The 19,558-nt window shown below is 57.8% G+C and carries 22 protein-coding genes and 1 other RNA gene; 9 read left to right on the plus strand and 14 right to left on the minus strand.

Features of this window, described 5'->3' with window-relative positions:
- Position 1 precedes the first annotated feature (1 nt).
- The 5 genes from LCM31_RS03065 to LCM31_RS03085 all read right to left on the minus strand — a co-directional run bounded on the left by LCM31_RS03065 (position 2) and on the right by LCM31_RS03085 (position 5,649).
- Complete coding sequence (locus LCM31_RS03065) at positions 2-1,036, minus strand: rhomboid family intramembrane serine protease (protein ID WP_224867456.1); 1,035 nt, start codon at positions 1,034-1,036, stop codon at positions 2-4.
- A 98-nt stretch (positions 1,037-1,134) separates the two neighbouring features.
- Positions 1,135-2,370 (minus strand): UbiH/UbiF/VisC/COQ6 family ubiquinone biosynthesis hydroxylase, encoded by a 1,236-nt coding sequence (locus tag LCM31_RS03070; RefSeq protein ID WP_224867458.1) that lies wholly within the window; start codon positions 2,368-2,370, stop codon positions 1,135-1,137.
- A gap of 93 nt (positions 2,371-2,463) precedes the next feature.
- The gene (gene ubiH, locus LCM31_RS03075) at positions 2,464-3,714 is read right to left on the minus strand and encodes a 2-octaprenyl-6-methoxyphenyl hydroxylase (protein WP_224867460.1); all 1,251 of its coding nucleotides are present in this window, start codon (positions 3,712-3,714) and stop codon (positions 2,464-2,466) included.
- A complete protein-coding gene (gene pepP / locus LCM31_RS03080; RefSeq protein WP_224867462.1) occupies positions 3,711-5,045 on the minus strand; it encodes a Xaa-Pro aminopeptidase in 1,335 nt (444 codons plus the stop codon). Before pepP ends, ubiH begins: the two co-directional genes overlap by 4 nt.
- 22 nt (positions 5,046-5,067) lie before the next feature.
- Entirely contained in the window at positions 5,068-5,649 is a 582-nt protein-coding gene (locus tag LCM31_RS03085) for a UPF0149 family protein (RefSeq protein ID WP_224867464.1), read from the minus strand.
- A 356-nt stretch (positions 5,650-6,005) separates the two neighbouring features.
- Here LCM31_RS03085 and LCM31_RS03090 point away from each other — a divergent pair, with 356 nt between their 5' ends.
- The 4 genes from LCM31_RS03090 to LCM31_RS03105 all read left to right on the plus strand — a co-directional run bounded on the left by LCM31_RS03090 (position 6,006) and on the right by LCM31_RS03105 (position 7,531).
- Positions 6,006-6,209, plus strand: coding sequence for a TIGR02449 family protein (locus LCM31_RS03090; RefSeq protein ID WP_010131826.1), 204 nt, complete (start codon positions 6,006-6,008; stop codon positions 6,207-6,209).
- A 55-nt stretch (positions 6,210-6,264) separates the two neighbouring features.
- Positions 6,265-6,579, plus strand: a complete 315-nt coding sequence (locus tag LCM31_RS03095) for a cell division protein ZapA (protein ID WP_224867467.1) — start codon at positions 6,265-6,267, stop codon at positions 6,577-6,579.
- A 115-nt stretch (positions 6,580-6,694) separates the two neighbouring features.
- A non-coding RNA gene (gene ssrS / locus LCM31_RS03100) (6S RNA) lies at positions 6,695-6,873 on the plus strand.
- A 58-nt stretch (positions 6,874-6,931) separates the two neighbouring features.
- A complete protein-coding gene (locus tag LCM31_RS03105; RefSeq protein ID WP_224867469.1) occupies positions 6,932-7,531 on the plus strand; it encodes a 5-formyltetrahydrofolate cyclo-ligase in 600 nt (199 codons plus the stop codon).
- A gap of 89 nt (positions 7,532-7,620) precedes the next feature.
- Here LCM31_RS03105 and LCM31_RS03110 read toward each other — a convergent pair whose 3' ends face one another.
- Together LCM31_RS03110 and ilvA are read right to left on the minus strand one after the other, a co-directional pair.
- Positions 7,621-7,767, minus strand: a complete 147-nt coding sequence (locus tag LCM31_RS03110; RefSeq protein ID WP_198040190.1) for a hypothetical protein — start codon at positions 7,765-7,767, stop codon at positions 7,621-7,623.
- A gap of 275 nt (positions 7,768-8,042) precedes the next feature.
- Positions 8,043-9,566, minus strand: coding sequence for a threonine ammonia-lyase, biosynthetic (gene ilvA, locus LCM31_RS03115; RefSeq protein WP_224867470.1), 1,524 nt, complete (start codon positions 9,564-9,566; stop codon positions 8,043-8,045).
- A gap of 150 nt (positions 9,567-9,716) precedes the next feature.
- Here ilvA and rpiA point away from each other — a divergent pair, with 150 nt between their 5' ends.
- The 3 genes from rpiA to LCM31_RS03130 all read left to right on the plus strand — a co-directional run bounded on the left by rpiA (position 9,717) and on the right by LCM31_RS03130 (position 11,644).
- Entirely contained in the window at positions 9,717-10,394 is a 678-nt protein-coding gene (rpiA, locus tag LCM31_RS03120; protein WP_224867472.1) for a ribose-5-phosphate isomerase RpiA, read from the plus strand.
- A 31-nt stretch (positions 10,395-10,425) separates the two neighbouring features.
- Positions 10,426-11,052: a transglycosylase SLT domain-containing protein gene (locus tag LCM31_RS03125; RefSeq protein WP_224867474.1), complete on the plus strand. Its 627-nt coding sequence runs from the start codon at positions 10,426-10,428 to the stop codon at positions 11,050-11,052.
- A 244-nt stretch (positions 11,053-11,296) separates the two neighbouring features.
- Entirely contained in the window at positions 11,297-11,644 is a 348-nt protein-coding gene (locus LCM31_RS03130) for a DUF4168 domain-containing protein (RefSeq protein ID WP_224867476.1), read from the plus strand.
- A 16-nt stretch (positions 11,645-11,660) separates the two neighbouring features.
- Here LCM31_RS03130 and LCM31_RS03135 read toward each other — a convergent pair whose 3' ends face one another.
- Positions 11,661-11,990 carry a helix-turn-helix domain-containing protein gene (locus LCM31_RS03135; RefSeq protein ID WP_224867478.1) on the minus strand — a complete coding sequence of 110 codons (330 nt, stop codon included), beginning with the start codon at positions 11,988-11,990 and terminating at the stop codon, positions 11,661-11,663.
- 197 nt (positions 11,991-12,187) lie between these two features.
- Between LCM31_RS03135 and LCM31_RS03140 the strand changes: the two genes are divergently transcribed.
- Entirely contained in the window at positions 12,188-13,231 is a 1,044-nt protein-coding gene (locus LCM31_RS03140; RefSeq protein ID WP_224867480.1) for an AraC family transcriptional regulator, read from the plus strand.
- 84 nt (positions 13,232-13,315) lie between these two features.
- Here the strand turns inward: LCM31_RS03140 and LCM31_RS03145 are convergent, their stop codons facing one another.
- The gene (locus LCM31_RS03145) at positions 13,316-14,545 is read right to left on the minus strand and encodes an OmpA family protein (protein WP_224867481.1); all 1,230 of its coding nucleotides are present in this window, start codon (positions 14,543-14,545) and stop codon (positions 13,316-13,318) included.
- 295 nt (positions 14,546-14,840) lie between these two features.
- Between LCM31_RS03145 and LCM31_RS03150 the strand changes: the two genes are divergently transcribed.
- Positions 14,841-16,325 (plus strand): serine/threonine-protein kinase, encoded by a 1,485-nt coding sequence (locus LCM31_RS03150; RefSeq protein ID WP_224867483.1) that lies wholly within the window; start codon positions 14,841-14,843, stop codon positions 16,323-16,325.
- 158 nt (positions 16,326-16,483) lie between these two features.
- Here the strand turns inward: LCM31_RS03150 and mnhG are convergent, their stop codons facing one another.
- From mnhG to LCM31_RS03175, 5 genes are read right to left on the minus strand one after another with little or no spacing between them, the layout of a single operon-like run.
- Positions 16,484-16,849, minus strand: a complete 366-nt coding sequence (mnhG, locus tag LCM31_RS03155; protein ID WP_224867485.1) for a monovalent cation/H(+) antiporter subunit G — start codon at positions 16,847-16,849, stop codon at positions 16,484-16,486.
- A complete protein-coding gene (locus tag LCM31_RS03160; RefSeq protein WP_224867487.1) occupies positions 16,830-17,180 on the minus strand; it encodes a monovalent cation/H+ antiporter complex subunit F in 351 nt (116 codons plus the stop codon). Before LCM31_RS03160 ends, mnhG begins: the two co-directional genes overlap by 20 nt.
- Complete coding sequence (locus LCM31_RS03165; RefSeq protein WP_224867489.1) at positions 17,180-17,653, minus strand: Na+/H+ antiporter subunit E; 474 nt, start codon at positions 17,651-17,653, stop codon at positions 17,180-17,182. Before LCM31_RS03165 ends, LCM31_RS03160 begins: the two co-directional genes overlap by 1 nt.
- A gap of 30 nt (positions 17,654-17,683) precedes the next feature.
- Positions 17,684-19,189 (minus strand): Na+/H+ antiporter subunit D, encoded by a 1,506-nt coding sequence (locus tag LCM31_RS03170; RefSeq protein WP_224867491.1) that lies wholly within the window; start codon positions 19,187-19,189, stop codon positions 17,684-17,686.
- A complete protein-coding gene (locus tag LCM31_RS03175; RefSeq protein ID WP_224867493.1) occupies positions 19,189-19,557 on the minus strand; it encodes a Na+/H+ antiporter subunit C in 369 nt (122 codons plus the stop codon). Before LCM31_RS03175 ends, LCM31_RS03170 begins: the two co-directional genes overlap by 1 nt.
- Position 19,558: the final 1 nt, after the last annotated feature.

The following is a 19,558-nucleotide window of genomic DNA, read 5'->3' on the forward strand; positions in this document are numbered from 1 at the left end:
ATCAGAAGGACTTTCGACTTGTATTTGATTGGGGGCTTTGTGATTGCGCGGGCGTTGCAAAATACCGCTGCGCGCCACCGCCCAGACAAAACAGTATCCCAAGCAAAAGCCCCGCGGCAAATCCCCCCGCATGTGCGGCATTGGCAATGCCACCGGGGATAAAATAATCCACCAGCCCCGTCATGCACACCAGCAACCACACCACAGCGAGCCAGATGAGCGCCGCGGGCACATCACGCCACTGGGGCTGCCAGCGCTGGATCACCAGCGCCGCACCGATCAGGGCATAAACCACCCCGGACATACCACCAAATAAATTACCAGGCGACCAGGCATATTGAGCAATATTGGCCAGCGGGGCACTGATCAGCACCAGCAATGCAAACCACAGTGATCCCGCACGCGCCTCCAGCGAACGTCCGACAATCCAGATACCCAGACTGTTAAATAGGGCATGTGGAATCGAGAAGTGCACCATCGCCGGCGTCCACAGCCGCCAGAATTCACCCTGGGACAACTGCTGGCTCAATATTGAACCGGGCAAATCAAAGTCGCCCTGCTGTTCCGGATAAATCACCAAAGGCTCGGCCCAGCCCTGGCGCAGTAAAAACCAACCGATAAAACACAGAGCGATCAGCAGCAGGGATACCGGTGTCTGCTGCAGCGGCCACTGCGGGATCGCCGATACTGGTTCGGCGCTTTCGGCTCGCTCCGTTTTTTCCGCGCGGGCCTCGGCGACAGGTTGCGCGGCCGCGCCATCGACGTCGCCACTACCATTTACTTTATCGGTTTCACCCTGCGCTTCAGAAGAATCGTGGACCTGCACCTCAATCCGAGCCAAGTCCACACTACCTTCCTGCCAGCGAATAAATAAATCACGCAATGGCTCCACCAACTGTGGCACCAGACTGGCGACCACCTGCGCATTGTTTTCTTCACTGATGCGCACGGGTAACTCGTGGCGGCGAATAAATTCCGCGAGCGGAGAAAGATCTCTACCAAGAGGGAACTCGCAGATGGTAATCCACTGATTCAAACGGCAATCCTTATTCAATCAACCTGCATTATGGTCCAATAAAAAACGCGGCTCATTTGCCGCGTTTCGTTATTTTTCCCCGTGCTTTTGTGCACATCTCAAACCGACATTGCGCGCATAATAATACGCTTTTTCAGCATCGGACTGGCATCGACCATGCTGAGCCCGGTATTGCGCAGCCAGCGCCAGTGCAGATCGCCCGCACCAAACAACGATTTAAATGCACTCATGGCTTTGAGGGTCGATGCATTTTCACCGCGACGGCGACGCTGGTAACGCGACAGTACCGACGCATGTGCGGGAGAAATCCCCCGCTTCAGGGCGCGCTCGACTTCTTCCGTCAGCACCTGTGCATCCATCAGCCCGAGGTTGGCACCCTGCCCCGCCAGCGGATGAATGCTGTGTGCGGCATCGCCAATCAACGCAGCACCTGGACCGAAATAGGACTCGGCGTGGCGCGCGCGCAGTGCAAAAGAAAAGCGCTCACTCACCGACTCAATAGTACCGAGACGACTTTCAATGGCTTTCTCGAGATTTAACGCAAACGCTTTGTCATCCAGCATCACCAGCTCGCGCGCGAGATCATCGTCCGCGGACCAGACCACCGCGCAATGCTTATCGTCGCCCAAGCCCGCAAGCGGCAACATTGCCACCGGACCGGTATCCAGGAATCGTTGCCAGGCAGTGTGTTGGTGAGACTGTTCACAGCGCGCGACACAGACCAGTGCGGTCTGACGATAATCGACATCGCGCGTGCGGATACGCAACAGGTCACGCACGCGCGAACGTGCACCGTCGGCGCCAACCAACAAGCGCGTGGTGTACACCGGGGCCTGCTCATCCAGGCCGTCGATCATTTCGCGATTGGGGCTGCGCGCCTGTAAGTGCCACAAACCGCAATCCCGCCACCAGCTTTCCAATTTAAAGCCGGTTTCCATGCTCACATTGGGTAACTCTTCTATACGCGCGCGCAACGCCGCCAGGATTACATTGTTTTCCACAATGTGTCCGAGGTTGGGCAACTTCACATCCCGGCAATCGAAATAGACCGAGCCGGTACCCTCTGCATCCCACACCCGCATCTGGGTGTAAGGGCATTCGCGCTCGCCTTCGATCCGTTGCCAGGCACCGGTCTCTTCCAGGAGTTTGCGGGAAGCCTCGGTCAATGCCACTACCCGTGCATCGTAGGCATCCGGGCGTACCGGCTGCTCCACGGTTGACGCCTCCAACAGCGAAATGCGCAATTGCGGGCAGCGCACAGCCAGCAGAGCCGCCTGCGCCATCCCCACCATACCGCCACCAACGATGGTCACGTCCATTCGCTGTCTGTTCATAGGCAGTGTGTCTCCGGGCAAGATATTGTGAGAGGAGTGGGCGATCCGATACGTTACTGGACCGCCGTAGAAATCCGAACTGTTATAGTGTGCTTATCGTGCAATCCCAGCCGCTTGCCGGGCAAAAGCAGCCCGAGCGGTCGGAGCCAGGGCCAGTCCCAGTAAGCCCAGCTGGCGCAAACCGCTGACCAACAGGTTACGGGATGCAAATAGTGACGGGACCTTGTCGCTGAAACCGATGGTGAGCATCTGATCCTGTTGGCGCTCACGCCAAAAATTCTGCATTAATTCTAGCTCGCCAGGGCCACTTTGCGCGAAGTTCGCGCCTTTTGCCGCCATTTCCCGCCCAATAATTCGCGCCAGGGTTTCACAGTCGCGCAGGGTGAGATTGAACCCCTGCCCCGCAACCGGGTGCAGAAAGTGCGCGCTATTGCCCACCAGTGCCACCCCACGGCGCACCTGTTCACGCGCCAGCGACAGGGTCAGCGGATAACTGTGCACCTTGCCCGCACGCACGATACGCCCCGCACGCCAGCCAAAACTATCCTGCAGACGCTGTAAGAACTGCGGTTCAGGCAGGCCTGCGAGCTCCTGCTCACTGCCGTGTCCACACGTCCACACCAACGCTGCGCGATGCATACCGTCGCGCTTGGGCAGCGGCAGCAAAGCCATGGGACCGCGGTCGGTGAAGCGCTCATAGGCCACCCCGTTATGATCACGCTGCAACCCCACGGTAGTAACCAGCGCATGCTGCTGGTAATCGACCTTCTCAGTCGCAACACCCAGCTGGCGGCACAACGCGGAATCCGCTCCGTCGGCCACCACCAGCAGGCGGGCATCCAGGTAGGTCACCTGCGTTTCACATTGCACCTCAAGGTGGGCCCCCTGTGGATGCATCTCCACCTTGGCAACATCGGCCGGTGCCCACACATCAACCCGGGACCTCGCCAGGGCGCGATACAGCATCGGCCCCAGGGCCGCGTTTTCTATTACCGCACCGAGCATGCCATCAAAGCTTGCACCTGCCTCCCGCTGTGCCTGCAAGCTGGCACCCAGGCTGTGCCCGCGGTCAGATACCTGAACCCGGCGGATCGGCGCGGCGTATTTCTGCAATTCAGACCACAGCCCCAGCTCGTCAAAAATCCGCAGGCTACCGGCGGCAATGGCGGTGGCGCGGGTATCGAAGCTGGGCAGCTTGAGCTCGCCCGCTTCGATAGCGATCGTTTGGCGTTCGAGCAAGGTCACGTTGAGTTCCGGGCAATGATGCGCCAGCAGTAGTGCCAAACTGGCCCCGGCCATGCCACCACCGACAATGGCAACGTCGGTCATTTGCTTGTCGGTCATAGCAGGGGCTCCTGAGTCAACTCGCCGGCACTCATCAGGTGTTCGATATCGGCAATGGATTTGGGGGCATTCGCAGACAAAATTTTGCAGCCCTCTTTCGTCAGCGCGACGTCGTCTTCAATGCGAACCCCAATGCCGCGGAACTTTTCCGCCACCGACGTTTCGTCCGCACCGATGTAAATACCGGGTTCCACCGTCATCGCCATCCCGACTTCCAATTGCCGCCACTGTCCGTGCACCTTGTAGTCACCCACATCGTGCACGTCCATCCCCAGCCAGTGGCCGACCCTATGCATATAAAATTTCCGGTAGGCACCGGACTCAATCAGCCCGTCAATGTCGCCCTGCAACAGCCCCAGGTCTTTTAGTCCCTGCACAATAACTTCAACGCTGGCGAGGTGCGGTTGATCCCAATCATGTCCCGGGCGGATTTCTTCAATCGCCGCCTCCTGGCTGGCGAGCACAATCTCATACACCGCTTTTTGCGCACCACTGAAACGGCCACTGACCGGAATGGTGCGGGTAATATCGGCGGCATAGCCGCGATACTCGCAGCCCGCATCGATCAATACCAGGTCGTCTTTTTTCAGCTGCGCGTTATTGGCGATGTAATGCATGACCAGGGCATTGCGACCGCAGCCCACAATACTCGGATAGGCCGGTTCCCGCGCGCCCTCGGTGGCAAAGGTATGCAGTAATTCGGCTTCCAGCTGGTACTCGTAGATTCCGGGGCGGCAGACCTGCATCGCACGGCGATGCCCTGCGGCGCTGATCTCGGCCGCGCGCGCCATCAGGCGAATTTCCGCAGCGCTCTTGAACAGGCGTAAATCGTGCAGTAGTGGGTCAAGGCTCACCATCTGCGGCGCGCCGCTACTGCCGGGCGCCTCATCGATTCCCTGCAGATAAGTCTGTAAGCGCCGGTCCAGCTGTGGATAACGCCCCATGGTGTAACAGATAAACGCCCGCCCCTCGAGCAGGCCGGGAAGAATATCGTCGAGATCACCGATCGGGAATGCGTCGCACAGGCCACAGTGCTCCGCCGCCTGCTCCGGCCCAAGACGCGGGCCATCCCACATTTCCTTGTCCACATCGCGTTCGCGACAGAACAGCACAGACTCACCCTGCGCACGCCCCGGCACCAGAACCAGCAGGGATTCCGGCTCGCTGAAACCACTCAGGTAGAGAAAATCACTGTCCTGACGAAATGGGAAATAGGTATCGCGGGAGCGCAGCTGTTCCCGCGCGGCAGGAATAATGGCGACACTGTTTTCCGGCAGCGCATCCACCAAACGCTGGCGGCGGCGGGCGTATTCGGCTTTTGAGATATTCATTGACGATGCAATAAGTCAGACATCAGTGCAGGGTTGGGCCGGCAGGCTTGTTCGCCGCCGCTGCGGGATCATCCCCCGCTGCATTATTACATTCCACAAAAATATTCAGCGCAGCCATACGTACATACTCCTGCACTTCGAACAGCTGACGTTCCTGCTCCGTATCATTTTCCATCCCTTCGGCATCCAGCTGAGCAATTTCCGCCATATCTTTCAATGCCTCACTGCTGGTAGGTAAGAGCTTTTCGCTGTACTTGCCCACACCAAAGCCATGCAGAAAACCTTCACACCAAAGACACAGGGTTTGGCCTCGCTCCGCCAGCTCGTCGCTGTCACTGAGCAGTGGCTCAAACGAAAAATCCTTTTCGGAAAAATCGTCGAGACTTTTCTTCGCCAAGGCCTGTACGTCACTCTTCAGGTCTGCAGGTACCGCTTCCAGGTCAAGAAATTCACCGGCTTCTTTCTGCCAGCGCGCCGCATCGGGGCGCGCCCCGGCGGCGAGCAACCCACAGATAAACCCGTGTAGCTCGCTCGGGCCTACCTTGCCTCCCGCCGCGACAATCTGATTGGCCAGGTCATCAAACGACAACTTTTTTGCGGACATACATGCTCCAAAAACAAAGACATTACGCGTGGGCCTGCGGCTACCACAAAGCAGATGCGCCACCTTTCTCTCCCGCCGCGCTTGCTTAGCCAATGCCGGCCACGGAGAGTAAAAAATTTGCGCTAGCGCCGGGAATTGACCGACCGCACGTGAAATAATCTTCGACAGAAATTCAAATGTGCGAATAAATCGCCAATCTGGCGAAATAATAGCTAATTCACTACCCCGGCGATCAATCGTGCGGGCACACGGCTATTGCAGGTAATTGACCCTAAAATATACCGGCAATATAGTAGCGGAATACCCCGGCTTGCGCAGGTCATTGGAGCAGGCGGCGCACACGATACGCAGGAATTATGGACAAAGTACAGGCGTTAGAACTCAAGCTGGATACGCTGATTCAACAGTATCAGCAGCTGGCGGCCGATAATCAGGCCCTGCGTGAGCAGGAGGGCCTGTGGCAACAAGAGCGCCAACGGCTAATTAAGAACAACGAAATTGCCCGCAGCCGTGTTGAAACCATTATCAACCGCCTGAAGGGCATTAACCCTGACGGCTGAAACCAGAAGCTAAATACTGGCAGCAAGAGTCAAATCGCCCGAGCCCTGATGATCCATGAGCAGTAATACCAACCAATCCGCCACAGTCGCAGTAACCATACTCGACAAAGAGTACCGGGTTGCCTGCTCCGAAGAAGAGCAGGCTGGCTTGCAGGCGTCTGCAAAACTGCTCAATGAGCGCATGGCAAAAATCCGCAACAGCGGCTCTGTGATCGGCGCCGAGCGCATTGCGGTAATGGCCGCACTCAACATTGCGCACGAACTGATCCAAGCCAAAGCCGGCCTCGCGCGCCAGCCAGTGGAAGAGCAGATGCTCGACCGGTTGCACGAAAAAGTTCAGGCCGCGCTGAATACGGTCGACAGTAATTAACGTTTTATTTATTCCCCCGCTTTTTCTTCCCGCACAAACTTGACTAGCGCAAAAAAGACCGTTTTGGCGCGAAAGGGCGTTTAGCCAAGACCACCCACAAGAGGTATACTGCTTACACGCCCTGAAGTGTTGGCCAGTTGACTATGTCCTGAGCCGATAATTCTACCCTGGAGGTTTCCAGCGGGTGTTGGTGTGCAAGTCCGCCACGTAGCGGAAAGCCTTATACATCCCGGGGACCGCCACCTTGAGCCTTACGGTTCAAGGCTATGTCTTCAGCCGCATTTCGGGGCTCTTAATTCCCATCTCGCGCTTTTGCTGCGGAAGGCAGTGGAAGACGCCTACCAGTCAGTCCATGCCAAATTCTCCCGCGCCCCCAAACAAGCACCAACTGCGTAAACGAATACGGACCGCGCGCCGCGCACTCAATCCCAACCAGCAACGACTCGCCAGCCGACACTTGTGCCTGCGACTGGCACGCAGCGCGGAATTTAAGCGGGCACGGCATATTGGCATCTACTGGCCGATGGATGGCGAGATAGACCCGCGTGCGCTGCAAGTGCGCTTCCCAGACAAACAGTTTTACCTGCCCGCCCTGCCGCGTCCCGGGCGCAACACCATGACGTTTCTGCGCTGGCATGGAGCCCCATTACGCTACCGCAACCGTTACGGCATTCCGGAGCCGGCCTTCAGTCGCAGCGAAGTGCGCAAGCCGCAGAAGCTGGATATCGTGTTGGTCCCACTGGTGGCGTTTGATCCAAGTGGTGCGCGTCTCGGAATGGGTGCTGGCTATTACGACCGTACTTTTGCGTTCAAGCACGTGCGACCGGGCAGTGGTCCTCAGCTGGTGGGCGTGGCGCACCAGCTGCAATGCGTGGAAAAGCTAACCATGGAAAGCTGGGATATTCCGCTCGCCCTGGTGGCGACCGATGAACGGCTGTATCGCTGCGACTAGCGCGAACTCAAATGCAGAGAACATAAAAAAAGCCGGGCCCCGAAAACGGGGCCCGGCTTTTTTGGGCATCTAGCCTGCGGACGCAAGGGTCAGCGAGTGACCACACCTTGCTGAAGGGCTGCCGGGGCTTGCGCTTCCTCTTCATCGGAAGAGAACACCTCGGTCAAACCGCTGCTGCTCAGCAGTACGCCCGCAACAAAGACAACTACCGCGAGTGTCATTGCATCGGGTTTCATGGGGACCATCCTGTAAGATCTAATTTTTTTGTTGTTTTCGCTATCTTTTTACATCTGGCGATCTGCGCCGCCAGTAGTTATCCGGCCCGCTATGGTGAGAAAACCCCAGCCAGCGGTGCCAAATACCGATCAAAAGATACTCGATCAGTGGCCAAATAGTAACCCGCCAACAACTTTTTTTTGAGATTCTCCTCACAGTTTGCAAATTGCAAGTTCGACAGATCCGAATCTGTGCACTACTCGCCGCAAGATTTGCGCACAAAGCCCGTTAATGCTTAATCCCGCTGTGCCAGGAAGAACCGATAGGCCGGATTCTCACTTTCGTCCCAGAAGGGGTAGTGCAGCTGGTCCAACAGGGCGTTCAGTTCCGGACGCTCGGCCTCAGCCACCTCCAGCCCCACCAGCACGCGACCATAGGCCGCACCGTGGTTGCGGTAGTGGAACAGGGTAATGTTCCAGCGGCCGGCCAGCTGCTCGAGGAAGTTGCGCAGGGCACCGGGACGCTCGGGGAACTCGAAGCGGTACACCACCTCGTTGCTCACACCGGGGGCGCGGCCACCGACCAAATGGCGAATATGCAGCTTGGCCATCTCGTTATCGGTCAGGTCGGTGACCTGATAGCCAGATTCTTCCAGGTTAGCTACCAGCTGTGCGCGATCCGCGTCAGTGGATACCTGAATGCCCACAAAGATATGCGCCTCGCCGGAATTGGCGTAACGATAATTGAATTCGGTGATCGAACGGTCACCCAGATCGCGACAGAACTGCAGGTAACTGCCGGCCTTCTCCGGGATGGTCACCGCCAGTACCGCTTCGCGCTTCTCTCCGATTTCGGTGCGCTCGCTGATATAGCGCAGTCGGTCGAAATTGGTATTGGCGCCACTGCACACGGTGGCCAGTGCCTGGTTTTGCTCGCCGCTCTGCTCCGCGTACTTCTTCAGCCCCGCGAGGCCAACGGCACCGGCGGGCTCGGCAATCGAGCGGGTGTCCTCGAAGATATCCTTGATTGCCGCACAGATCTCATCGGTGGACACGGTGATGACGCCATCGATGGTCTCGCGCAGCACCCGGTAGGTTTCCTCGCCGATCTGGGCCACTGCCACACCATCGGCGAACAGGCCCACCTGCGGCAAGCGTCCCTCACGATGCCCCTCGTCCATGGCCAGTTTCAGGCAGGCCGCATCTTCCGGCTCCACCGCGTAGACCTTGATCTCCGGGCGCACATACTTGATGTAGGCCGCCATACCCGCTGCAAGGCCGCCGCCCCCCACCGGGATAAATACCGCGTCCAGGTTGCCCGGGTGCTGGCGCAACAACTCCATGGCCACGGTGCCCTGGCCGGCGATGACGTCGGGATCGTCGTAAGGGTGGATAAACACCAGGTCGCGCTCTGCCACCAACGCCCTGGCATGGGAGGCCGCCTCATCAAAGGTATCCCCGTGCAGGACCACTTCCGCGCCGCGCATGCGCACCGCGTTGACCTTGATCGCCGGTGTAGTGGAAGGCATCACAATGGTGGCGCGCACGCCTAACTGCTGCGCGCCCAGCGCCAGGCCCTGCGCGTGGTTGCCGGCCGACGCGCAAATCACACCCTTGGCGCGTTGCTCCGCAGGCAGTTGCAACAGTTTGTTATAAGCGCCACGAATCTTGAATGAGAACACCGGTTGCAGGTCTTCCCGCTTCAGCAGAACACGGTTGCCAAGGCGATGAGAGAGCTGACGCATCGGCTCCAGTGGCGTTTCGATGGCGACATCGTAAATACGCGCGTCTAAAATGCGCTTGATATAGGACTTGGGCATGACAGAAATCGGCAGCCAGTTGATATTTGCAAGCCCGCCAGTCTAATCTTTATACAGCAGCAAAGCCACCAAAAAGCCATTTTTGCGCATGGAAACTTTCATTTATCGACGCATGGATGGCAATAATTGCACAAGGACGCATAAATCCTCATGAACCAGGACCAACTGAAGCAGGCCGTCGCGCGCGCCGCGGTGGAATACATCACCCCCATGCTCGAGCCCGACACCATCGTCGGCGTCGGTACCGGCTCCACCGCCAACTACTTCATCGACTATCTGGCGGAGAAAAAGGGCCTGTTCGACGGTACCGTGGCCAGCTCCGAGGCCTCCGCCGAGCGACTGCAGTCCCACGGTATCCCGGTGTATGACCTGAACGCGGTGGACGGAATCCGGGTCTACGTAGACGGCGCCGACGAAACCAACCCTTTGCTGCAACTGATCAAGGGTGGTGGCGCGGCCCTGACCCGCGAAAAAATCGTCGCCGCCTGTTCCGAGGAGTTCGTGTGTATCGCCGACGAGAGCAAATGGGTAGAGGTGCTGGGCAACTTCCCACTGCCGGTGGAAGTGATCCCCATGGCGCGCTCGTATGTTGCGCGGGAAATCGTCAAACTGGGCGGTGACCCCGTTTACCGCGAAGGTGTGACCACCGACAACGGCAATGTCATCCTCGACGTACACAATATGCAGATCGCCAAACCCCTGGCACTGGAAGACGCCCTCAACAACCTCACCGGTGTTGTGACCAACGGCTTGTTCGCTGCGCGCCCGGCCGATATCCTGCTTTTAGGTACCGCCGACGGTGTGAAGACGGTGAAGTCCAAAGTCTAAATTCGTATTAACGAGCCCGCGATCGACAGCAATGACCCACAAGAATAAGAAACGTGCATTGGCACTGCTCGTGCTGCCAGCCCTGCTGGCAACGGGCTGTGCCACCACCCCGCCCAGTAACACCGACGATCTGTGTGAGATTTTCCGTGAGAAAGACGGCTGGTATCAGGATGCTGCCAAATCCGCGCGCAAGTGGAACACCCCCATCGCCACCATGATGGCAACACTGCACCAGGAATCGCGCTTTGTGCACGATGCCAAACCGCCGCGCAGTAAAATCCTATGGATTATTCCCGGCCCGCGCCCCTCGGATGCCTATGGTTATTCACAGGCGCTGGGCACCACCTGGCGCGGCTACCAGCGCGCCACCGGCAGCTATGGCGCGGACCGCGATGACTTTGGCGACGCCATCGATTTTGTCGGCTGGTACCACAATACCAGCCAGCACCAGTGCAACATTCGACCCAACGATACCTACCACCTGTACCTCGCCTACCATGAGGGCCAGGGCGGGTTTAACCGCCGCACCTACCGCAACAAGCAATGGCTAAAAAATGTGGCGCAAAAGGTATCTGCGCGCTCACAAACCTATCAGCGACAACTCAATAGCTGCGAAGCCTCTCTGAAGAAGCGGAAAAAATTCCTCGGCCTGTTCTGAGCCAATCATCCGACGCATCGATAAATTCGGCAGGCCGCGCACTAAGTGGCGCCGGATTTGCCGAGCGCGCCGGAATAGCAACTACCCTTTGCAGACAGTGCTTTGCCCCTTTGGTTGCCCCTGTGTCTGCGCGTTTGGTACCGTTTGATCAAGGCTCTGTCGCCCTCACCCGACGCTGGGCGTGCGAATCCGCACAGATGCGTTGCCTTCGATAACCCATTGCATTCGAAAATCAGAGGTGCTTATGAAGCCGACCGCCATTTACTCCCTCGTCCTCGCCCTGGCACTCGCCGTTTCCAGCGCCTTTGCGGAAACCGCGGTGTCCGATACACAACTGCAGAAATTTGCCGAAGCCTACCGTTCTATTGTGACCCTGAGCCAGGAGTACGCACCGAAGATTAAAGCGGCCGCCGATGCCGCTGCCGCGGAAGCGATCAATGTAGAAGCGCAGGGTAAAATGCTCGCCGCGGTGCAAAGCGCGGGGTTGAGCAAGGAAGAGTATCAGGGCATTGCCACCCAGTTGCGCAACGATCCCGAGCTGCTGAAGAAGGTCAATACCATTCTGCAGAAGGCCGCCGCACCGCAGCAGTAATCGTTACAGTTTCTCCTTACTGGGGCGCCGGAATCTGTTCCGGTGCCACTTGCAGCTCCTCGACAATTGCCGCCAGATTTTCCTGCACCCACTTTCGATCAATGGACCCCCAGTCCTTCATCTCATAATAACCGTCGTTATTGCGCACGCCCTGCTGCACAAACGCCACCAGGGTACCGTGGCCCGGCAGGCCCTTGGCAATCACATCCTGAATGGTGCGGCGCGGCCAGCCAGTGGCCTCCTCCAGTGCGGGGTTATTGGGGCGCGGCAGCCGCTCAATCAGGTAGGCGATCAACAGGCGACGGCAGATGGTGGGGTTGAGACCCGAATTCAGGGCTTGCGGCATGGTACGTCCTTGTTTGCGAGTTAAGCTGCGCCCTTTGTAGCACATAGCGCGCCGCAAACCACCCCCCACCAGATCACAAGTTTCCACCGCGAACCGGGACTCCCCCAGAATGAATCGCTGCAAAGCGCGACTTTTCACCCACCTTTTTGCATAATCCGGTCACAAATATTCAATAAGCACACAGCGGGAAAGTGACCGTGGAGACAGAAGAGAAGCCTCAAGAATCCTTGCAGTATCGGGAATCCGGCATTCTGGCCGCTGCGGTATTTGCCCACCTTGCCGCCGCCCGCGCGCAAGGTATCGATTGCGATCGCCTGCTCATAGACTCCAGCGTGGACCTCAACCAAACCCAGGCACCAGACGCGCGCATTGGGCGAGAGCAACTGGCCCTACTCCTGCGCCGCCTGTGGGATGAGCTGGGCGATGAATCCAGCGGCTATCTGTCGCGCCCCTGGCTACCCGGCACCTTCGCCATGATGGGCCACGCCACCATCACCTGCCCCAGCCTGCGTCGCGCCCTGCTGCGCTCAGCGCGATTTGTTGCCATGGTCAGCGACGAGCTGCACATCAAGCTGGTGGAGGATGGCGAAGAGGCGCGCCTTATTTTCCATCACGAAAACCGCAAGCAACTACCGAACCAAAATTTTGTTGAATCTATTGCCGTCATCTGGCTGCGCTTTTTTAGTTGGCTGATCGACCGCACGATTTTACTGGAGCGGGTACATCTGGCATTCCCGCCGCCGGATTACGACGAAGAGTATGCGGATATGTTCCCCTGCCGACACTACTTCAATCAGCAGGAAACCTGCCTGGTATTTAGTACCCGCTACCTGAGCATGCCACTGGTGCGCGATGCCCAGCAGCTAAGCGAATTCCTCGCCCGTGCGCCGGAGTGCCTGCTGACCCAGTACAAATCCGACAACAGTTTTACCGGCCGTATTCGCCGTATGCTGCAAAGCGACAACAGTATTGAAAACCTGTCCCTCGACGATGTGGCGGAGCGACTGTTCACTTCGCCACAGACCCTGCGCCGACGCCTGAAGGACGAGGGCAACAGCTGGCAGGACATCAAGGATTCCGTGCGCCGCGATATGGCCATGTACCAGCTGAAGGGCCAGGATACCGCGGTTGCCGAAATTGCCGAGCGACTGGGTTTTTCCGAGCCCAGCGCGTTCAACCGCGCGTTCAAGAAATGGACCGGACTGGCACCGGGCGCCTATCGGGAAAAATTCCGCGGCTGAGCCCAGCGCGACAGAACAAACAGTAAACCCCATAAAAAAACCGCGGCGAACCGCGGTTTTTTTTATTTCCGTCACCCCTTGCACTTACTGGGTGTATTTATCCACCTTCACCGCGATGCGACGGTTTTGCTGTTTACCTTCTTCGGTATTGTTGTCGGCAACCGGCTTGGCCGCGCCAACACCCACCGCGGTCACGCGAACCGCCTGCACACCGGCATCAGCGAGCATTTTCTTCACCGCTTCCGCGCGGGTCTTCGACAGTTCTTCGTTCGCCGCGGCATCGCCGTCACTATCGGTATGCCCTTCAATGATCACCGTCAGGCCCGGGTTTTCCTGCATGATTTTAATTAACGCCTGCACGTCCGGCAGCGATGCCGCGGTGGGCATAGTGCCGTCCGTCGGGAACACGATTTTCAGCAGGAACTCCTTGTTTGGATCCCGTGCGGCTTCCGCCAGGTAAGCGCGGAAGCTGGCGGCGAAGTCTTCAGTACCAACGATCGTACCAACCGGGGTTTCGGTGCCCGTGTCTGGCGTGGTCGTCGCAGGGTCTGCCGGAGGTGGTGTCGCATCGTCAACCACCACTTCTTCTTGCTCCATCACTACACCACCGGTGCCATCATCCATTTTCTCTTTCTTGGCACACATATTCAGTGCCCACAGCACTGCCAGCGCGATGAGTAGAGGCCACAGCCACTTGCCGAAGCCACTCTTCCTCTCTATTGGCTGTGCAGCCGCCTGACGCGGGGCCGCCTCCGCTGCAGGTGCGGTAAAGTCATCCAGGCTCTTCACACCCAGCTCGTTCATCAGGCCGGCAGGCACGTAATTTTTGATGCTGTCTTTTTGCCCCATCAGCAGTGACGCAAGGCCTTGCATATTCAGGCCCTTACTTTTCACCAATTTACCGATGATGGACATCACTACCGGCGCGGCGACTTTGAGCAAGCTGCCGGTCTTGGTATTGTCCAGCCCCAGCGCGCTGGAAATCACATTGAATACACCGGACTCCTTGTTCCCAAACAGGGAACCAAGGATATTGCCCCCAACATCCTGCAGGCTCGTCATGCGGCCCGCATCGGCAAAGATGTCCCCCGGCGAGGACAGGTCCATTTCGGTACTTTTGGTAGCCATATTCAGCAGGGAGCCCAGGCCGCTTTCACTGCCGGCCTTACCCATCATACCGGCCAGCACCGAGGCCACACCGGCTGAAAAGGCACCTTCCGATTTATCCGCCGGCAAGCCCAGGGCACTGCCCAACGCGCTCATTCCCGCCGAACCCAGGTGGCGTACCGCCATATCCAATATATTGTCAGCCATGTCGTTACCTCTTCAGATCTTGCTAACAGACCTGTGTCTCAGGCCTTTGCTGGTTACCTAGATCGCCCGCGCGAACAGCCTGAAGGCGTCGTCGGTGCCGGCGGCGTGCATTCAAACGAATCACTCTCATCAGTGTACGGCAGTAGGTTCGACGAGTTAGGTCGATTCAGAATAAGGCTCGTAGCGCGCATCAGCTTTCCGAATGTGGTCGAAGAGCGGCAAACTGGATCTGGTCGGTTTATCTCAATCTGCGGCAAGGGTATTCTTGCCCGCTGACATTTGGCGCACGATTCTTATGACACACTCCGACCTCACAATTCCCGGTTACACCGTGCACGGTCCCATTGGCCAGGGCGGTATGGCATCGGTCTATCTGGCCACACAGGAGTCTCTCAATCGCAAAGTGGCCATCAAGGTACTGCGCAACGTTGAGCGCGACAGCGCCAGTGCCAGGCTGAATGCGCGCTTTATCAATGAGGCCCACTTTATTGCGAGCCTCAACAACCCGCACATCATCACCATTCACGACATCGCCACCCTAGCGAATGGCGACCACTACATCGCCATGGAGTTTGTCAGTGGCGGTGACCTGGATGAAAACCTGGAGCGGTTCCGTGAGCCACAGGCTGCACTGGGCTTAATCCGTGAGATCGCCCAGGGGCTGGCGGTGGTGCACCAGCAAGGCATCATTCACCGGGACGTAAAGCCCGCGAATATTCTGTTTCGTAAAGACAAGACGGTCGTGCTCACCGACTTTGGCATTGCCAAGGAAGTGGATAACAACTCCGACCTGACCCAAGCTGGTTTCAGCCTGGGCAGCCCGTCTTACAGCAGTCCGGAACAGGCTCAGGGGCAACCGCTGGATATCACCAGTGATATCTACAGTCTCGGCGTGATCCTGCTGGAACTGTTACTCGGCTATAACCCGTTTAAGGGCGACAGCCACACGGGCACCGCCATCAACCACATTCAGCAGCCGGTACCAGAGCTCCCCACAGAACTGGCTTACCTTGCACCGCTGCTGGAACGCATGCTGGCCAAGTCACCGGCCGATCGCTTCCAGAACTGTGAAGTGCTGGTCACGGCCATTCAGTCCCTACACCAGCCGCCTGCGACCACTGTGGCCATATCCACCCCCGCTCACCAGGGCAACGTTGCAAAACTTCCATTTCTGCAATCCCGCCCCGCTCTCGCCGTAGCAGGAGTAGCCTGTGCCGCGCTGCTCGTAGCTGCGCTGACCTATGAAAGTGAGACCGACAAAGAAATAAACCGGCTGCTGGAGCGGGCGGAACTGGGCCTGGAGGAAGAACGCTACATCTTCCCGGAGCAGGACAATGCCCGTTACTACTTTCGTCAGGTGTTGATGCTGGACGACGACAACCGTGCCGCCGAAGATGGCCTGGCCGAAGTAACGGCACGGCTGGTACAGCGGTATGTGACACGGGGCACCGAAGCGCTGGAGCGCGGCGACCTCAACCGCCCGCAAGGGAATAATGCCCTGTACTTCTATCGCGAGGCGCTGGCACTGGATGCCAATAACAACCGCGCGCTCGCAGGTATGGGCCAGGTTGTGGATGAATACACCCGTCGTGCGCGTACCGATTTGCTGGAAGGCGATATCAAGGGCGCCGACCGCAATGTGAAACGCGGCCTGAAGGTCCAGCCCGATGACGGAGAGCTGCTGGCCCTGCGCAAGGAAGTGGAAGAAAAAATGCCGAGAGCAAAGCGCCTGATCCGCAATGTATTTGGCAAAATTCGCGAGCAGATCGACAGTAATTAATCTCGCTCTGCGACGATAGGTTTATCCAAGTAACTGCTGCGGTGATCGTCCAATCTCACCACCACAACAAGCAAGCCCACAGTGCTGCCGCTGCTGGATATGGCTTTCTGCATTCGCGAGTAGTGCCGATAACCCTGTGCGCCCTCAACAGGCGGAGGCTAATCCGCCCCCCGCTTATCGATATTTTCAGGCAAGCCTTTTCTCGGCGAACTTAATGATTCACCATCCCACATGGGTGTGCCAGTACGAAATGCTGCACGCGCAATCATATGCGCCCCAACCGGTACTGTGAGCAGTAAAAAAAGAATGGCCGCCACTGCGCGCGCCGTTACCCCTGTATCCTGAAAAAGTAGCGCCACGCCAATTAATAACAAGCCACAACACAGGGTGGCGCCCTTGCCAGATGTACTCATACGCAAATAGATATCCCGCATGCGCACCAAACCCAGTGCCGCGGTAAAGCCGAAAAAACTCCCGGTGATAATGAGCAATGCAAGCGCCCACTCAAGAATGGCTTGAATCATCTGTGCCCTCGCGCTCGGTTTTCGCCAACACTTCATCCTCCGCAAGCCGCTCCACAAAGCGACCAAATGCCACCGCGACCAGAAACGCGACCAGTGCCAGAGCAATCGCCGCATCCAGATACACATCACGTCCAGAAGAAATCGCCAGCAGCGCGCAGTAGGCAACCGCCAGAATATTCAGTACATCCAGCGCTACCACACGGTCTGCCAGTGTGGGCCCGCGCGCAATACGGTAAAAACACAGGCCGAGCGCCAGCAACAACAACCAGGAAGCCAGAGCGATCGCCAGGGTAAGAATCGGCGAACTTCCGTCGAGAATCGCCTGCAACATTATTCAAACGCCTCACGAATTTTTTTCTCCAGACCGTCATGCAACTCCTTGCGAAATTGCGCCCCGTCGGAGACAAACATACTGTGTACGTACAAGGTTTTGTTTTCATCATCGATATCAACCACCAGGGTGCCCGGGGTCAATGAGAGAAGTTGCGACAGCAGCAGTAATTCATTGTCATCCGGATATGACGTGGGGACTTCCACTACACAAGGCTGCCGGTGAGAAGCGGGCGCCAGCACTTCCCAGGTAGCACGCAACCCTGAAACCAATAGCTCCTTCAAGAAATAACCGATCAGCGCCAACACCTTGGGCAGGCGCCGAAAATAACCATCGTTAAATTTGCGCACCGGCGACAGCGCCATCGCCAGGAACCCGATGATCATCCCGACTACGACATTATCCAGGGTGGCGTCACTGGTGAGCGCACACCAGCTGATCGCCAGCAGAATATTCATCAGAAACAATTGCATAACGCCTCCTTCGGCAGCTACGAATTCACATCACCCGCCGCGCGACGGTAACACCGTTGCCACATAACCCGCCGGGTCTAACAGCTCCCTCGCCGCGGTTTCACAGAATTGGATCAGCGGCTGGGGGAACAGCCCCAGGCCCAGCGTAATCGCCACCAATAGCACCGTCGGCAACATGCGTTGTATACGCTCAGAAACCGTGAGACTGGTGAGGGAGCGCACCTCTCCGGTTGGGTGTGGCTTCCAGAACGCCTCGCTCCAAATCTTGCTCATGGAAAACAGGGTGAGCGCGCCGGTAATCAGCGCAACTGCCGCCACCCAATAGGCCGCCTGCTCCAGGCTGGCAGTGACCAGCATCAACTTGGCCCAGAAGCCGGACAGCGGCGGAAAGCCGGCAAGACTGAACGCGGCAATAAAAAATACAGCCGCTAATACCGGGCTCACTCGATACAGCCCGCCAATTTCCGCGAGGTTGAAACTGCCGGTCATACGCCGCGCCGTACCGCTAATCAGCAGCAGGTTGGTCTTGGCGACGATGTTGTGCACCATGTAAAAGATAGACCCGGCCAGTGCCAGCGGGCTAAACAGCGCCAGCCCCAGCACCAAGAAACCAATCTGACTGATAATATGAAAGGCGAGAATTTTGCGAAATTCGTATTGCGACGCCGCACCGATAACACCGCTCAACATGGTGAGTAGCGCGGCAATCAGCAGCAGGTCATGGGCAAAACTAAAGTCGGCGGGGAATATCAAAGTGAAAGTACGGATCAGCGCGTAGACACCCACCTTGGTGAGAAGCCCGGCAAATACCGCCGTCACCGCCACTGGCGGCACGTGATAAGAAGCCGGCAACCAAAAATACAGCGGAAACAAGGCGGCCTTGATACCAAAGGCCACGATCAACAGTACCGCCAGCATATGCAGCGCCGCAGGCTGGTCCACCTCGGCGAGCGCCACATGTAACGCCGCCAAATTCAATGTACCGGTAAGACCGTACACCATGCCGATGGCCATCAGCATAAACAGGGTCGACACCAAGTTAAGTGCTACATACTTGATACCGCCATCCAACTGCGCACGCTCGCCACCGAGAATGAGCAGCGCAAAGGAGGCAATCAGCATCACCTCAAACCATACATACAGGTTGAACAGGTCACCGGTTACAAAGCTGCCGCACACCCCGGCAAGCAACAATTGATAAAACCCCTGAAACCCCAAGACTTCACGGCGCAAGTCCACATCCGCCTGGGCAAAAATGGCGACCACCAACCCCACCAGCCCGGCCAACAGCAGCATGACTGCACTTAGCCGGTCCGCCACCAGAGTAATACCGAAAGGCGCCGGCCAGTTACCCATTTGCGCAGCAATGGTTCCCTCGTCGACTACCCGCACAAAGATAATTACCACGACGATAAACAGCCCGATGCACCCGAGCAGACTGATCGCGCGCGCGCGCCGCGGCTTACGCCTGGCCCCCAGGGCAAAGAGTCCGGTCGCAATCGGCAGCAGGAATGGCAGCGCGAGTAGCCAGCCCATCAGTGCTCCCCACGTTTCGGCGGGGGTTCCGCCAGGCGCATATGGTCGGAATCAATGGTGCCGAGTTCGCGATAACAGGCCACGACCAGTGCCAGGGTAAATGCCAGTAACCCAAAACCGATTACGATCGCAGTAAGGATCATCGCCTGTGGCAGTGCATTGGCGACCGGCTCTAGCGGTGCTTCCTGCCCCTTGGGGATCAGTGGCGGCACAGCCCGGGTCAAGCGGCCGGCAACAAAGATCACCAGGTTGGCGGCATTGCTCAGTAGTATCAGGCCAAACAAATAACACAGCAGGTTCGACGCCAGCATCAGGTATACACCCGCAGCCACCATCACCCCAATCACGAGCACCAATGCCGATTCCACG

Source organism: Microbulbifer agarilyticus (assembly GCF_020171345.1).
Lineage (GTDB): Bacteria > Pseudomonadota > Gammaproteobacteria > Pseudomonadales > Cellvibrionaceae > Microbulbifer > Microbulbifer agarilyticus_D.

What these genes read in the sequence shown, in the direction of transcription:
- LCM31_RS03070 (WP_224867458.1), bottom strand. Translation starts at nt 2,370, where the DNA reads ATGAACAGACAGCGAATGGACGTGACCATCGTTGGTGGCGGTATGGTG.
- ubiH (WP_224867460.1), bottom strand. Translation starts at nt 3,714, where the DNA reads ATGACCGACAAGCAAATGACCGACGTTGCCATTGTCGGTGGTGGCATG.
- pepP (WP_224867462.1), bottom strand. Translation starts at nt 5,045, where the DNA reads ATGAATATCTCAAAAGCCGAATACGCCCGCCGCCGCCAGCGTTTGGTG.
- LCM31_RS03085 (WP_224867464.1), bottom strand. Translation starts at nt 5,649, where the DNA reads ATGTCCGCAAAAAAGTTGTCGTTTGATGACCTGGCCAATCAGATTGTC.
- LCM31_RS03090 (WP_010131826.1), top strand. Translation starts at nt 6,006, where the DNA reads ATGGACAAAGTACAGGCGTTAGAACTCAAGCTGGATACGCTGATTCAA.
- LCM31_RS03095 (WP_224867467.1), top strand. Translation starts at nt 6,265, where the DNA reads ATGAGCAGTAATACCAACCAATCCGCCACAGTCGCAGTAACCATACTC.
- LCM31_RS03105 (WP_224867469.1), top strand. Translation starts at nt 6,932, where the DNA reads ATGCCAAATTCTCCCGCGCCCCCAAACAAGCACCAACTGCGTAAACGA.
- LCM31_RS03110 (WP_198040190.1), bottom strand. Translation starts at nt 7,767, where the DNA reads ATGAAACCCGATGCAATGACACTCGCGGTAGTTGTCTTTGTTGCGGGC.
- ilvA (WP_224867470.1), bottom strand. Translation starts at nt 9,566, where the DNA reads ATGCCCAAGTCCTATATCAAGCGCATTTTAGACGCGCGTATTTACGAT.
- rpiA (WP_224867472.1), top strand. Translation starts at nt 9,717, where the DNA reads ATGAACCAGGACCAACTGAAGCAGGCCGTCGCGCGCGCCGCGGTGGAA.
- LCM31_RS03125 (WP_224867474.1), top strand. Translation starts at nt 10,426, where the DNA reads ATGACCCACAAGAATAAGAAACGTGCATTGGCACTGCTCGTGCTGCCA.
- LCM31_RS03130 (WP_224867476.1), top strand. Translation starts at nt 11,297, where the DNA reads ATGAAGCCGACCGCCATTTACTCCCTCGTCCTCGCCCTGGCACTCGCC.
- LCM31_RS03135 (WP_224867478.1), bottom strand. Translation starts at nt 11,990, where the DNA reads ATGCCGCAAGCCCTGAATTCGGGTCTCAACCCCACCATCTGCCGTCGC.
- LCM31_RS03145 (WP_224867481.1), bottom strand. Translation starts at nt 14,545, where the DNA reads ATGGCTGACAATATATTGGATATGGCGGTACGCCACCTGGGTTCGGCG.
- LCM31_RS03150 (WP_224867483.1), top strand. Translation starts at nt 14,841, where the DNA reads ATGACACACTCCGACCTCACAATTCCCGGTTACACCGTGCACGGTCCC.
- mnhG (WP_224867485.1), bottom strand. Translation starts at nt 16,849, where the DNA reads ATGATTCAAGCCATTCTTGAGTGGGCGCTTGCATTGCTCATTATCACC.
- LCM31_RS03160 (WP_224867487.1), bottom strand. Translation starts at nt 17,180, where the DNA reads ATGTTGCAGGCGATTCTCGACGGAAGTTCGCCGATTCTTACCCTGGCG.
- LCM31_RS03165 (WP_224867489.1), bottom strand. Translation starts at nt 17,653, where the DNA reads ATGCAATTGTTTCTGATGAATATTCTGCTGGCGATCAGCTGGTGTGCG.
- LCM31_RS03170 (WP_224867491.1), bottom strand. Translation starts at nt 19,189, where the DNA reads ATGGGCTGGCTACTCGCGCTGCCATTCCTGCTGCCGATTGCGACCGGA.